The following is a 13,666-nucleotide window of genomic DNA, read 5'->3' on the forward strand; positions in this document are numbered from 1 at the left end:
ATTACATTATCTTAATCCCCGTAGGGTTTATTGCAGATACATGAGCCTCAAATGGCACACTGGTTTGCTGCATAATTGCGGCAAAGGCCTCGGCTGCTTTACGGGCGGTGGTTTCGCCGCGCGACAGTGCAAATACCGATGGCCCCGACCCGGATATCCCACCACCCAAAGCCCCGGCCTGTTTAGCGGCTTCTTTAAGTTCGGCAAATTTAGGAATGAGTATCGACCGCACGGGTTCCACCAGCTCGTCGTGCAGGCAGCGGCCTATAAGATCGTAATTTTGAGTGTATAAGCCACTTATAAGCCCACCAAGGTTACCGCATTGTATGGTGGCTTTTTTCAGGCTGATGTTTTCTTTTAGTACCGATCGTGCATCTTTTGTCTTTAACTCAATTTGCGGATGGATAACCGTAACATACAACTCTGGCGGGGCAGTTATGGCAATAACATCTAACGGGTCGTAGCTGCGCACCAGCGTAAAGCCACCTAACAGGGCAGGCGATACGTTATCAGCGTGCGGAGACCCGCTGGCCAATGCTTCGCCCTGCATGGCAAAGTAAATCAGCTCTTTATCAGTCAGGGGGCTGCCCAGTAGCTTATTAATTCCGTATACCGCACCTGCAGCACTGGCGGCGCTGCTGCCTATACCGCTGCCGGCTTTTATGTTCTTGGTTATCTTAATATCAAAACCGCAATTGGGCAGCAAGTGGTGCAACAGCGAGAGCGCCGCCACACCGGCCACATTTTTCTCGGCTTCCAGCGGCAGGTTGGCACCAATAATATCGGTAATCCTAACGCCCATGCGGTCGGTTTTGGTAATGGTCATTTCATCGCCCACGCTCTCCAGGCAAAGGCCAAGCACATCGAACCCGCAGGAAACATTGGCTATAGTAGCAGGGCAAAATATTTGTATCTCGTTCATTAACAGTTTCTTTTTGATACGAATTTTTACTATTTAGATTCGTATATCAATATGGTTCGTGGCAAATAAGCTCTTTATTTATTTCCAATTCTAATAATATCAGCAAAAATACCCGACGCCGTTACCGCGGCACCCGCACCTGCACCTTTAATAAGCAGGGGCTGGTCTACATAACGGTCGGTGTAAAATAGCACGATATTATCTTTACCCTCAAGGTTATAGAACGGGTGGTCTTTAGGGATAAATTGCAGGCCAACGCTGGCTTTGCCATTCTCGAAAGACGCCACAAACTTAAGTCGGCTGCTTTCTGAAGATGCCTTTGCATACAACTCGTTAAAATGAGAGGCATGTGTGGTTAGCGAATCAAAAAAGGCATCAACACTTGCGGTATCAAGGCTTTCCTGCGGCAGGAACGAGCGGTTCTCTATATCATCAATCTCCATTTCGTAACCGCTTTCGCGAATAAGAATTACCAGTTTGCGCTTAACATCGATACCACTAAGGTCAATTTTTGGGTCGGGTTCGGTGTAACCTTCTGTCTGCGCCTGCTTTACAATATCGTAAAACGTGGTGCTTTCATTAAAATTATTAAATATAAAGTTAAGGCTGCCGCTAAGCACCGCCTGAATTTTATGCACCCTGTCGCCGCTGGCAATCAGGTTTTTAAGGGTGTCTATAATAGGCAGGCCTGCACCCACATTGGTTTCAAACAAAAACGGCGCGTTATACTGGCGGCTCAGGTTTTTAAGCAGCTTATAGTTCTCATATTCAGATGAACAAGCCACTTTATTGCAGGTAACCACGGCAATGCTGTTTTTTAAATACTGGGCATACGTAGCAGCTACAACATGGCTGGCGGTGTTATCTACAAAAATACTGTTGCGAAGGTTAAGCTGCTTAATGTTAGCAATAAAACCATCGGTACTTGTAGGCTCGCCGGTTTCCAGCAGGGTTTTATAGCTGTTCAGGTCTATTCCATCTTCCTCAAAATACATTTTTCGGGAGTTGGAAAGGCCTGCTATGCGTATGTTAATCCTCAGGTTATCTTTAAGATAGGCGTATTGCGACTTGATCTGGTCAAGGAATTTCTCACCCACATTGCCAACCCCCATAACAAACAGGTTAAGCTGTACGGTAGCATCTTCAAAAAAGGTTTCGTGCAGGGTATTCAGGGCTTTTTTAACGTCTTTACTGTCAATTACAGCCGAGATATTCCTTTCGGATGCTCCCTGCGCAATCGCGCGGATATTGATGTTATTTTTACCCAAAGTACTGAACATACGGCCACTAAGCCCCTGGTGGTTTTTCATGTTTTCGCCCACTACTGCAATGATAGACAGACGATTCTCTATAATGGCGGGGTATATTTTAAGCTGTTTAATTTCAAAATCAAACTCGGCATCAATGGCGGCTTTGGCTTTTTTAGCCTCGGCATCGGCAATACCTAAACAAATACTGTGTTCAGACGATGCCTGGGTTATAAATATAACATTGATATTTTCTTTAGAAATAACCTCGAACAATCGCTTAGAAAAGCCCGCAACGCCCACCATACCGGGGCCTTCCAGGGTAATCAGCGTAATGTCGTCTACATTGCTAATACCGCGAATAGGGTTCTCGCTCTTAACCGCTGGCACCTTGCTAATGGTGCTGCCGTGGGCATCGGGCTCAAAGGTATTTTTTATGTGTAGGGTAATATCTTTAGTCAGAATAGGCTGAATTGTAGGCGGGTAGAGCACCTTGGCACCAAAGTGCGAAAGCTCCATAGCTTCTTCAAACGTTATGTAAGGTATCGGCTCGGCCTGTTTAACCAGTTTAGGGTTAGCGGTATAGATGCCGTTAACATCGGTCCAAATCTCAAGCGATGGCACCTCTAAAGCAGCGGCAACAATGGCAGCGGTATAATCGCTCCCGCCACGGCCAAGGGTGGTGGTGTAACCGTCTCCAGATTCGGCAATAAAGCCCGGCATCACGGTAATATCGTTCTTGTTTTCGGCAAAATGTCCGGAAATCAGGCTATTAGTCAGCTCAAAATTAACCACGGCTTTACCAAAACGGTTGTTGGTTTTTATCAGTTCACGGCTGTCGGCCAGTACTGCATCTTCGCCCTGGCCCTTTAAAACTTCGGCAATAATGTACGATGACAGCACCTCGCCAAAAGACAGTATAAGGTCTTTAGTACGTTCAGACAGTTCTCCCAATAAAAAACAACCGTCTAAAAGCGTTTCCAGGCGGTTTAATTCGCGCTTGGCATGGCTAAGTACCGCGCTTTGATCTGTGGCCGGCAAAAGGGTTTTAATAACCTCCAGGTGGCGTTCTTCCAGCTGTTGCAGCACAGGTTTATAGTCTTCGCTTTTTTCTGAGGCGTTAATGGCGGCAGCAAGCAGTAAATCGGTCACCCCGCCAAGGGCCGAAACCACCACTACTATAGGCACTTCTTGTTTTTTTTGTTTGATTATGCTTATGCAGCGGGCTATATTTTGGGCATTGGCTACAGATGTTCCGCCAAATTTAATGATGTTCATACACGGTTGGTTTATGGTAAAGATAGATTTTTGACACGGATGTTTATGCTATTTTCTTTAAGAAAATAACCCTTAAACGGCTATATGTAATGATTATAACCCCAATGGGGTTGTGGTGGTTGTAATAATGGTAATAGCAACAACGCCGCAGGATGCAGGGGTAGGTATAGTTAAATATTTGTTGCTGTTAACCGTCATATACTTACAAATGTAATAAATTTACGTAGCTGCAAAAGAGCTGCTTAGCTTTTTGCATAATTTTTATAATTACAACAATTATACTGGCAAATGAAAATTTTTGACACAATAAACATTAGGGAGGCTGATAAAATAACAATTTCTAACCAAAATATAACATCGTACCAGTTAATGGAACGCGCTGCCTTAGAGGTGTTTTTATGGATTAAAAAGCACTTTCCGGATAAGGAGACCACCTTTCATGTTTTTTGCGGCCAGGGCAATAATGGCGGCGATGGCCTGGTGGTGGCGCGACTGCTGCACCTTGATGGCTACCCTACTAAGGTAGATATTGTAAATGAGGCCGGTAAGCCCACGCCCGACTTTGAGACCGCCCTTGCCGAGTTTAACCAACTTGGTGTTGAGCACAACCAAAGCGAAGACTATCAGTACGAAAAAGGCAAGCTTATTTACATTGATGCCTTGTTTGGTATTGGCTTTAACCGGGAAATGCCCGATAGCGTTAAGCTTGTGGTAGAGCGCATTAACCGCTGCGATGGCCAGGTAATATCTATAGATGTGCCATCTGGGCTGTACATGGATAAGCCGACTGAATTTGCAGTGAAGAGCGATATGCTGCTTACGTTTATGTTTCCTAAACTGGCGTTTTACCTGCCGGGCAACAGCGATTATATCCGCCATATAGAGATTATGGATATTGGCCTGGATAAGCAATTTATAGCCAATTTAGTATCTGATTATTACCTGGTTAACAAACACCATGCTCTTACGCTCTATCGCCCTGTTAAGCCCCATGCGCACAAGGGTACTCAGGGCCACGCGCTAATTATTGGCGGCAGTTATGGCAAAATAGGGGCGATGTGCCTTTCGGCGAAAGCAGCCTTAAAATCGGGTTGCGGACTGGTAACGGCTTACATACCTAAATGTGGTTATAATGTATTACAGACGGCTTTCCCCGAGGCTATGGTGCTTACCGATGGCGATGAGCATATTACAAAAATTGGTTATGAGCTTCAGCCTAAAGCTATTGGATTAGGTCCTGGCATAGGTCAGCATCCCGAAACGCAAAATGCCATAAAGGAGTTTTTAAACAGGCAAAACGTACCGTTGGTTATAGATGCCGATGCGCTTAACATACTGGCTGCCAATAAAGAATGGCTGGCACAGCTGCCCGAAAACACCATTCTGACCCCGCATCCTAAAGAACTGGAGCGCCTAATGGGCGGTTGGGAGACTGATTTTGATAAGATAGAGAAGATGAAAGTGTTTTCTAAACAACACAATATCATACTGGTAGCTAAAGATGCGCACACTATGGTGGTCTACAGAGGCAGCATCTATATAAACTCTACGGGCAATGCCGCCCTGGCAACCGGCGGTACCGGCGATACCCTTACGGGAATTATTACAGGGCTGCTCGCGCAGGGTTATGAGGCTGCCAATGCGGCTATTTTTGGGGTGTACCTGCATGGCCTTACGGCCGATGTGGCTGTAGAAGAGACCAGTATGCAGGCGTTTACGGCTATGGATGTGGTTAATTATTTGGGCAAAGCCTATCTTAAAATTGAGGCAGAACGCAGGCAAAAATGAAAATATGACAAATAAGTTGTTTTTTAATTGCATAATAGTGAATTTTGGAGATTCTAAGCAGTTAGCAAATTATGGACAACATACATTATATAAGTACCGATATCTTATCCCTTGAAATCGTGAATGATATCCTATCTCAGGATAAAAAATTAGCCTTATCTGAAGAGGCCCGTGCCAACATAGAAAAGTGCCGTGCCTACCTTGATAATAAAATGGAATCGCTGGATAAGCCCATTTACGGCATCAATACAGGGTTCGGATCGCTATACAATGTAAAAATTTCTAACGATAACCTTTCTAAACTTCAGGAAAACCTGGTAAAATCGCACGCCTGCGGTACGGGTGATGAAGTGCCCGAAGCTATCGTTAAAATCATGCTATTGCTTAAAATACAATCGCTTAGCTATGGCAACAGTGGCGTGCAGCTGCAAACGGTTGAGCGTTTGGTAGACTTTTATAACAACGAAATTTACCCTGTAATATACACTTTAGGATCGCTTGGCGCTTCGGGCGATTTAGCTCCGCTTGCGCACCTTTCATTACCGTTATTGGGTGAGGGTGAGGTATATATGGATGGTTTTCGCCAGCCGGCCCACAAGGTGCTTGCCAAAATGGGATGGGAGCCTATCATCCTTAAATCTAAAGAAGGCCTGGCGTTGCTTAACGGTACCCAGTTTATGAGTGCTTACGGCGTGTATGTACTTCTTAAATCGGTAAAGCTGAATTATTTAGCCGATGTTATTGGGGCAATTTCCTTAGAAGGTTTTGACGGACGCATAGAGCCTTTTGATGAGCACATACACATGGTGCGCCCTCATAAAGGTCAGATTGTTACTGCCCGCAGGTTTAACGATTTGCTTGAAGATAGCGAAATTATTGCGCATCCTAAACAGCACGTGCAGGACCCGTATTCGTTTAGATGTATACCGCAAGTGCATGGTGCTACGAAAGATACGGTAGATTATGTAAAGAAAGTGTTTAAGATAGAAATTAACTCGGTTACCGATAATCCTAACATATTTGTTGAGAGCGACCAGATTATTTCCGGTGGAAATTTCCACGGCCAGCCACTCGCATTAACCCTTGATTTCCTTGGAATTGCAATGGCCGAACTGGGCAGTATTTCCGAAAGGCGTACCTATCAGCTTATCTCCGGCCTGCGCGGATTGCCGCCGTTTTTAGTGAGCAACCCGGGGTTAAATTCAGGCTTTATGATTCCGCAATATACTGCAGCAAGCATAGTTAGCCAAAACAAACAGTTGGCAACCCCTGCGAGTGTGGATAGTATTGTATCCAGCAATGGGCAGGAAGACCACGTAAGTATGGGTGCCAATGCTGCTACCAAAACCCTTAGGATTGTAGAGAATGTTGAGCGTATATTGGCTATAGAACTTATGAATGCCTCTCAGGCTTTAGAGTTCAGAAGGCCTTTAAAATCAAGCGATTTCATTGAGGTTTTTGTAAAATCGTACCGCGAAGAAGTGCCTTTAGTAACCGAAGACCGCATATTGCACTATGATATTGAAAACACCATCGCTTTCCTTAATAACCTGCATTTAGATGATAGTGTTATTGAGTAGGGTTTAGATGTTTTGATGATTTGATTTTTAGATAGTTAGGCTTGAATATTGTTAACTTACTATTAGAATATACCTACAATACCTGTTGTAGTCATTTCGAGCAAAATGCAATGTAGCGCGGCAATCTCATCATTGTAGAGTTTCGAGTGAGATTGCCGCGGTCGTGCCTGCTTCGCAATAACCAAGAAGGTTCTAATGTATCTTAATCTAATAATCTATAGATCTAACTATCTAATAATCAATAAAATTACTCCTTGTAAAAAGGATAATCTGTGTACCCTTTTTCGCCGGGTGTGTAAAAAGTTTCTTCGTCGGGTTGGGTAAGATGCTTGTTGTTTTCAAGGCGGTAGGGCAGGTCGGGGTTAGCAATGTAAGGCGTTCCGAAGGCAATCATATCTGCCTCGCGGCTTTCTACAGCAGCGATGGCTTTTTGCTTGTTATAGCCTCCGTTAAGTATCAGTAAACCATTGAAATAGCCGCGAATAGCCGATATCAGCCCAATACCTTCCTGCGATTGCCTTGCAGGTGCATCAATCACGTGCAGGTAAAAAATTTCCAGCCTATTCATCTCTTTAGCAAGGTATTGGTAGGTTTCATACACCTCATTATAAGCCGGCATGGCGTTAAATATCCCATAAGGAGAAAAGCGTATGCCAACCCGCTCTGCGCCAATGGCTTGTGCAACTGCCTGGGTAACTTCGATTACAAAACGGGCGCGGTTTTCTATACTCCCGCCATAATCGTCGGTACGGGTATTGGCGTGCGGATTTAGGAACTGCTCCAGCAAATAACCGTTGGCACTGTGCATTTCTACACCATCAAAACCGGAGGCAATTGCGTTCTTAGAGGCTATTACGAATTCTTCAATGGTTGCATATAAACTGTTTATATCCAGTTCCTTTGGTGTTCCCGTTTTAAGTAAGCCTTTAGTATCAGTAAAAATATCCGAGTCGGCACTAATGGCCGAGGGCGCCACAATATCGGTACCCTCCGGCATGTTCTCCTGGTTGGCAATACGGCCGACGTGCATTAGCTGTAAAAAGATCTTACTCCCTTGCTGATGTACGGCTTCAGTAACCTTTTTCCAACCCTCAATCTGCTCGTAATCAAATATTCCGGGTATGCGTGGGTAGCCCAAAGCGTTGGGCGAAGGTGCTGTACCCTCGGTAATTATAAGCCCTGCCGATGCCCGCTGACTGTAATATTCGGCCATGAGGTCGTTTGGTACGTTTCCAATGGCACGCGAGCGGGTCATGGGCGACATAACAATACGATTTTTAAAATTCAGGCTACCGGAATCGAAGGGTGCAAACAGGTTTAAGGTGCTATTTAAGGCCATATTTTTCACTTTTGGATTTTGAACTAAGTTACAAAACCATGTGGGGCAAGAGGGTTAATCTTACCTTAAATAAGGCTTAAATGTGTAAAAATATACCAATCGGTATATTTTTTAGATGAAATTTGCATTGATTTTAAAAATATACCGGTTGGTATAAAATACTATTTTTGGACTTTAGTTAACCAATTTTTTATGACCTGCTGCAACGCATTTTTTTTGGAGCTGAGATCGTCTTTGCTATAAATAAAAACCATGCGGCGGCCATCGGCATAATCGCCCTCTAAAATTCCGGTCGGGTCGTCATCAATCGATGCCCCAGTCGGGAAGATAAGCAGTATGTAATCGTTTTTACGGAGGTTAAAAACAACAATGTCGCGTTTGTAATCCTTAGCATCAAAAGCAGCCATAGCGCCGTTGTAGTAAAAAGCGGGGGCATTCCACTTAATCTGTTCAGACACTGAGGCATCAGCATCTAAAATAACCTGCCGTAGGGCTTCCATAGTGGCTGCCAACGGATGTATAGATGTGGTAATGTAGTTAGTAACCTGTTCGTTGTCAGTTAGCTTTTGTTTAGCCATGATTATTTTTTTACAAACATAGTACCGTAATGTCAACCTGATGCTATGTAAATAAGACGGTTACAGGGTGGAAATGGGACAGATTATCCTTATAAGCACTCGTTCCCAAATCTACTCACCCTTTTCACCTTTCTCAGGCACTAAAAACACCTCGTCGAACCTCCTGAATTTTGGGTTGTTAGCAACCGTAATACGCTGAACGTACGATTTATCGGTAGTTTTTGTAATTTTAACGGTCATGGTGCCGGCCTTGGTAACATCTTTATTACGTGCCACGGTAGCCGGGGTAGGGCTCACGGTATAGGTACAGTCGTCTATCCAGACCAGGTCGAAATCATACACCTCTTCCGATTCCTCCATTTTTTCGGTCTGTACATTGCCGTTGCGGGTAATAATGCAGACTTTCTTAGAGGCCGGATCTGTAACTTTAAACGTGCCGTCTTTAAATTTAAGGCAGTCTTTAGACTGTGCAAATCCTAAAAGGGGCAATAGTAGTGCTATAGCAAAATAGGTAATTTTTCTCTTCATAGTAAGTTATTTATTAAGAAGGTTATTCGTCCTTCTGTCAGAAATTAATTTGATTATCAGTAAGATAAGGGCTGCAACTTTAGTAAACATGCCTGTTATAAGCATGATGCTTGCGTAAGGCCAGTGCATAACTTTAAATAATGCACCTACTATAGTGATTATCAGCCCTAAAACTAATACAATAATTATCTGATAATATTTCATTGTTTAAATTTTAAAAAGCACAGCCAATATGCCTAACAGGGCAGGGATGGACTGTACAAACAGTATCTTTTTCTGCACAGTAATCGCACCATAAACGCCGGCAACAAAAACGCAGGCCAGAAAAAACAGGGCCACATTGCTGCTCCATTCGGCATTGCTTATAAGCAGCGACCATACCAGCCCGGCTGCCAGAAACCCGTTGTAGAGCCCCTGATTGCCTGCCATGCTTTTGGTTTTTTCGAACATATCTGCCGGAAAATTCCTGAATACCTTTTTGGCGCGCGTTGTCCACGCAAACATTTCTAACCATAAAATGTAAGTGTGTATAAGGGCTACAAAAGCTATTAGAATTTTAGACAGCAGCATCATCGGGTATAATTGGTGGCGTGTTTATACGCTTAAAGTTCTTTTCTATGGCCTTAATCATCTCGCTGGCAATGTCTTTATTGGTTGCGCCCTCTATGCCCTCAAGCCCCGGAGACGAGTTAACCTCCAGCAAGAGTGGCCCTTTAGACGAACGTATAATATCTACACCTGCTACTTTGAGGTTCATGGCCTTGGCAGCGCGAATGGCAATGCGCTTTTCTTCGGCAGTAACTTTTATTACCGATGCCGTACCACCAAGGTGGATGTTAGCACGGAATTCTCCCGGTAACGCTTCACGCTGAATGGCTGCTACCACCTTGCCGTCAATCACAAAGCAACGGATATCTTTACCGTTGGCTTCTTTAATAAATTCCTGAACTAATATATTGGCATTTAAGCTTTTAAATGCGTTAATTACGCTTTCTGCCGCTTTTTTGGTTTCGGCCAAAACCACGCCTTTGCCCTGTGTGCCTTCCAGTAATTTTACGATGAGCGGAGAACCGCCCACCATCTTAATAAGGTCGTTAGTGTCGAGTGGCGAATTGGCGAAACCCGTTGTGGGGATGTCGATACCGCTGTTGATAAGCAGTTGGAGCGAAAACAGCTTGTCGCGCGACTGGCTGATGGCTGCCGACGAGTTGAGGCAAAACACCTTAAGCGCCTCGAAATGACGGGTTAGGGCACAGCCGTAAAACGTCATACTCGGCCTGATGCGGGGTATAACGGCATCAAAATCGTTAAGCACCCTGCCACCACGGTAATGAATTTCGGGCGTATCGGCATCCAGCTTCATGTAGCAGTACTTAAGGTTTAAAAAGTGCATTTCGTGGCCACGGCTCTCGCCGGCTTCCATAATGCGCTTGTTGCTGTAAAGCTCAGGATTACTGGCCAGTACGCCAATGCGAAGCCCGCGTTTGGGTTCTTCGCCTTTTTCGTACAGCTCCATAAGTTTTTCGCGGGTGGGCTGGCCTAACAGGTACTTTTGCTCAGGGTCTACCAATATACGGCCGCTCATGGCCTCGCGACCCAAAAGCATACGGAAACCCATTGAATCTCTGTTGGTTAGCGTAACTTCTACATCCCACTCGATATCGCCCACCTGAATGCGCGATTTTATAACATAACGCTGCTCGCGGTAGCCACTGCTGCTTTTAACCACGCGCTTGTCTACAAGCGGGGCCTGGCAGTGTATAATAGCTTTAGAGTTGTTTTGTATGGGGTTAATATCGAATTTTACCCAACTTTCGCCCTCCCTTTCAAAGGGGGCAATGTTTATGGCGTGCAGTGCCGATGTTTTTGCGCCACTGTCTACACGTGCTTTTATAGTGGGTATACCCAACTCAGGAAAGGCGCACCATTCCTCACTTCCTACAATTACTTTCTCAAGCATTTTTATATAATTACTGTAATCTAAATTACTACTTTTTTTATATGTGCAGTAGGTTAGGGCGCTTTTTATACAAACAATTTACAGTAAATTAACGTTACAGCATAATCTTTTTATAACCAGTACTGTACGCCTTCTGGGCACCCCATAAAAATTCAAGGTAATCTGCCTTGGCAATAACAATGGCATCAAGGGTTAACAGCCTCGAAACATCGGTGTTTTCGCCCACGGTAGTGCTAAACGGAATCTTGGTTACTACCACAAGCACCTCATTATTAAGCGATGTGGTTTCGTAGCAAGTAAATTCAAGCAGATGGGTTTTGGTAACCATGTTCTGGTTTTCGGCATAAACAAAGCCTTTGCTGCCAAAACGCTGCCTTATATCTCTAAGTGTGGTTTTGCCAAAAGTAAGGCCCGGCAGCAGCGATTGCGCACCTTCGGGTTTCTGCAGCCAGTCGTTCTCCATGTAAACCACCTTGCCATCTTCAAGTGTAACAGAAAAATCGTTGCCGTTATCGGTCCGGTATTTATACATGCCCTCAGTATGCGTAACCTGTTTAAGTGTAAGTTTTTTAACCGTAGCCTCGCTACTGCCAATCTTAATTCCGTTCATAGAACCATCAAAAGCCGTTAAAAAAGCAAGGGCAGCAAGCGCAAAGAAAATTTTCATGGTAACCGGTTTAATATGGGTATAGCTGCAAATGTATTCAATTTTTGTGGGTAGATTTGTTAATTAGAGGATTTGGTTATTTGATGTGCTTGGCTGTAGGCACTCATTAAATGCGTCTCTCATAACGCAACTTTTTTTTCTGACACGACTTTCACGAATTTGAACAGGCACAAAGCAATCTCATTATTTTTGGTAATGGTTATTTGTTCTCACCCCCAACCCCTCTCCAAAGGAGAGGGGAGCCGATAAGGGGTACAGCTTAGTATTTTTAGACAACTATAATAACGCAATCAAAACAAATGAGTGAAGCTGCTCCCCTCTCCTTTGGAGAGGGGTTGGGGGAGAGGACTATAGCGTAAGCTTAGGATATAATTTCATGAACTGAACCACCCCGGCTTTCAGCCACCCCTCCAAAAGAGGGGAATGCCACGATTGCTAACCAATTGGTGTAAATTTGTGAAATTGGTGTCGGTATTAGTGATTGCTCAATTCCGTTTCGTTCCAAATTATAGAGATCATGTCATTTCGACGAAAAGAGAAATCTTGATAAAAATAGTTATTTTTGAGATTCCTCAATTCCGCTGCGCTTCATTCGGAATGGAATAGTGCACAATCAAATAATGCAAAATCAAATAACCGAATTATCAAATTACCATATCCACTTACTTCCAAATCACCAAATTAAACATTGCTTAAAAGCCATTCCGAAAACTCCGGAACACTGTAAAAAATCTGATCAGGGTTAAGGCGGATAAGGCGCTCCGGTTCGGCAGTTTCGGCCCAGGCGGCGGCAACAATAGGTATGCCCACTTCTCGGCAGGCAATAATATCGCTTGGGGCATCGCCCACATAAATAACCTCGTTAAGCGGCACGTTGTTAAACGCCCTTATAATAGCTTCAATACCATCGGGTTTGCTGGGTCCACTTGGCAATCCGGTTTCGATAAACTCAAAATAATGGCTTAAGCCGAATTTTTCTATAGATACATCGGCACTCGATTTGCCTTTTCCGGTAACCATAGCAATGCGCACACCCTTGTTTTGCAGGCTGTCCAGCAATTCTTTAACGCCATCAAAAGGGGCGGGGCACATATCGTGGTAGGCCTGGTAATGCATAAGGTAATCGGCCACACCCTGGTCGTACGCTTCGGGAGCCAGTGCCATAATAGTACCTTCTTCCGATGGGCCAAAGGTGGCAATAATCTCTTTATCAGATACATTACGGTTAATTAACGGCTCTACCGAACTCCTGAAAGCCTTGATACAAAGGGGCAGGGTGTTGGCAAGGGTACCATCGAGGTCGAAGATTACGGCTTTTATTTTGTGCATGGGGTTGTTGTTTGATGAAATGTAGTATTTAAATAAATCACGTTTCCGCTATTACAATATACTCTAATGATTTTGAAGGAGATATATTTATGGAGTACTTTCCATTCCCTAAATTAACTCCAGTCCATAGATTCCAGGATGATCTATTGGTATCTATTTTAACTAAATTTAGGTCTTTAAGATTTAGGTACACCAAAGTTGTTTTTGGCCATGAATTTTTACTATTAAACATCCGCAGAAAAAAACCTGATTCAGTTGGAAAGAAGAATGAACCAAAATATTTCCCTTTTAAAGTTTCATTTAAACTTAAATCATTGGTTTTTACACTATATATTTTTACAATACCATCGAAAGCTGTTTCATTTTCGAGTTTTCGCTCAAAATAGATTGATCTCAAAGTGACCCAGGTAATATATTTTTCGGAACTATAATCTAATTTCATATCCTAAA

Annotated in this window: 13 protein-coding genes; 2 read left to right on the forward strand and 11 right to left on the reverse strand. The window is 43.9% G+C overall.

The annotated features are described in order from the left end of the window. Position 1: 1 nt before the first annotated feature. Together G509_RS0112655 and thrA are read right to left on the reverse strand one after the other, a co-directional pair. A complete protein-coding gene (locus tag G509_RS0112655; RefSeq protein WP_026991870.1) occupies positions 2 to 922 on the reverse strand; it encodes a homoserine kinase in 921 nt (306 codons plus the stop codon). 74 nt (positions 923 to 996) lie between these two features. Beyond that, positions 997 to 3,447: a bifunctional aspartate kinase/homoserine dehydrogenase I gene (thrA, locus tag G509_RS0112660; RefSeq protein WP_026991871.1), complete on the reverse strand. Its 2,451-nt coding sequence runs from the start codon at positions 3,445 to 3,447 to the stop codon at positions 997 to 999. Positions 3,448 to 3,735: 288 nt separating this feature from the next. Here thrA and G509_RS0112670 point away from each other — a divergent pair, with 288 nt between their 5' ends. Together G509_RS0112670 and hutH are read left to right on the forward strand one after the other, a co-directional pair. Continuing rightward, positions 3,736 to 5,235 carry a bifunctional ADP-dependent NAD(P)H-hydrate dehydratase/NAD(P)H-hydrate epimerase gene (locus G509_RS0112670; protein ID WP_026991872.1) on the forward strand — a complete coding sequence of 500 codons (1,500 nt, stop codon included), beginning with the start codon at positions 3,736 to 3,738 and terminating at the stop codon, positions 5,233 to 5,235. Between the two features lie 71 nt (positions 5,236 to 5,306). Beyond that, entirely contained in the window at positions 5,307 to 6,815 is a 1,509-nt protein-coding gene (hutH, locus tag G509_RS0112675; protein ID WP_026991873.1) for a histidine ammonia-lyase, read from the forward strand. A gap of 247 nt (positions 6,816 to 7,062) precedes the next feature. Here hutH and G509_RS0112680 read toward each other — a convergent pair whose 3' ends face one another. The 9 genes from G509_RS0112680 to G509_RS0112720 form a co-directional block, all read right to left on the reverse strand. Next, a complete protein-coding gene (locus tag G509_RS0112680; protein ID WP_026991874.1) occupies positions 7,063 to 8,154 on the reverse strand; it encodes an alkene reductase in 1,092 nt (363 codons plus the stop codon). 161 nt (positions 8,155 to 8,315) lie between these two features. Next, positions 8,316 to 8,732, reverse strand: a complete 417-nt coding sequence (locus G509_RS22055; protein WP_035738944.1) for a DUF1801 domain-containing protein — start codon at positions 8,730 to 8,732, stop codon at positions 8,316 to 8,318. Positions 8,733 to 8,843: 111 nt separating this feature from the next. Beyond that, positions 8,844 to 9,260 (reverse strand): hypothetical protein, encoded by a 417-nt coding sequence (locus G509_RS0112690; protein ID WP_026991875.1) that lies wholly within the window; start codon positions 9,258 to 9,260, stop codon positions 8,844 to 8,846. Positions 9,261 to 9,266: 6 nt separating this feature from the next. After that, complete coding sequence (locus G509_RS23860; protein ID WP_026991876.1) at positions 9,267 to 9,464, reverse strand: GldL-related protein; 198 nt, start codon at positions 9,462 to 9,464, stop codon at positions 9,267 to 9,269. 3 nt (positions 9,465 to 9,467) lie between these two features. Beyond that, entirely contained in the window at positions 9,468 to 9,833 is a 366-nt protein-coding gene (locus tag G509_RS0112700; protein WP_026991877.1) for a DUF1304 domain-containing protein, read from the reverse strand. Further along, complete coding sequence (gene rimK / locus G509_RS22060; protein WP_051200201.1) at positions 9,817 to 11,220, reverse strand: 30S ribosomal protein S6--L-glutamate ligase; 1,404 nt, start codon at positions 11,218 to 11,220, stop codon at positions 9,817 to 9,819. Before rimK ends, G509_RS0112700 begins: the two co-directional genes overlap by 17 nt. A 94-nt stretch (positions 11,221 to 11,314) precedes the next feature. Continuing rightward, positions 11,315 to 11,887 carry a hypothetical protein gene (locus G509_RS0112710; protein WP_026991878.1) on the reverse strand — a complete coding sequence of 191 codons (573 nt, stop codon included), beginning with the start codon at positions 11,885 to 11,887 and terminating at the stop codon, positions 11,315 to 11,317. 681 nt (positions 11,888 to 12,568) lie between these two features. Next, a complete protein-coding gene (locus G509_RS0112715; protein ID WP_026991879.1) occupies positions 12,569 to 13,216 on the reverse strand; it encodes an HAD family hydrolase in 648 nt (215 codons plus the stop codon). Between the two features lie 37 nt (positions 13,217 to 13,253). Then, the gene (locus tag G509_RS0112720; protein WP_026991880.1) at positions 13,254 to 13,658 is read right to left on the reverse strand and encodes a hypothetical protein; all 405 of its coding nucleotides are present in this window, start codon (positions 13,656 to 13,658) and stop codon (positions 13,254 to 13,256) included. Between the last annotated feature and the right edge of the window lie 8 nt (positions 13,659 to 13,666).

This window comes from Flavobacterium subsaxonicum WB 4.1-42 = DSM 21790, from assembly GCF_000422725.1.
GTDB classification, from domain to species: Bacteria; Bacteroidota; Bacteroidia; order Flavobacteriales; family Flavobacteriaceae; genus Flavobacterium; species Flavobacterium subsaxonicum.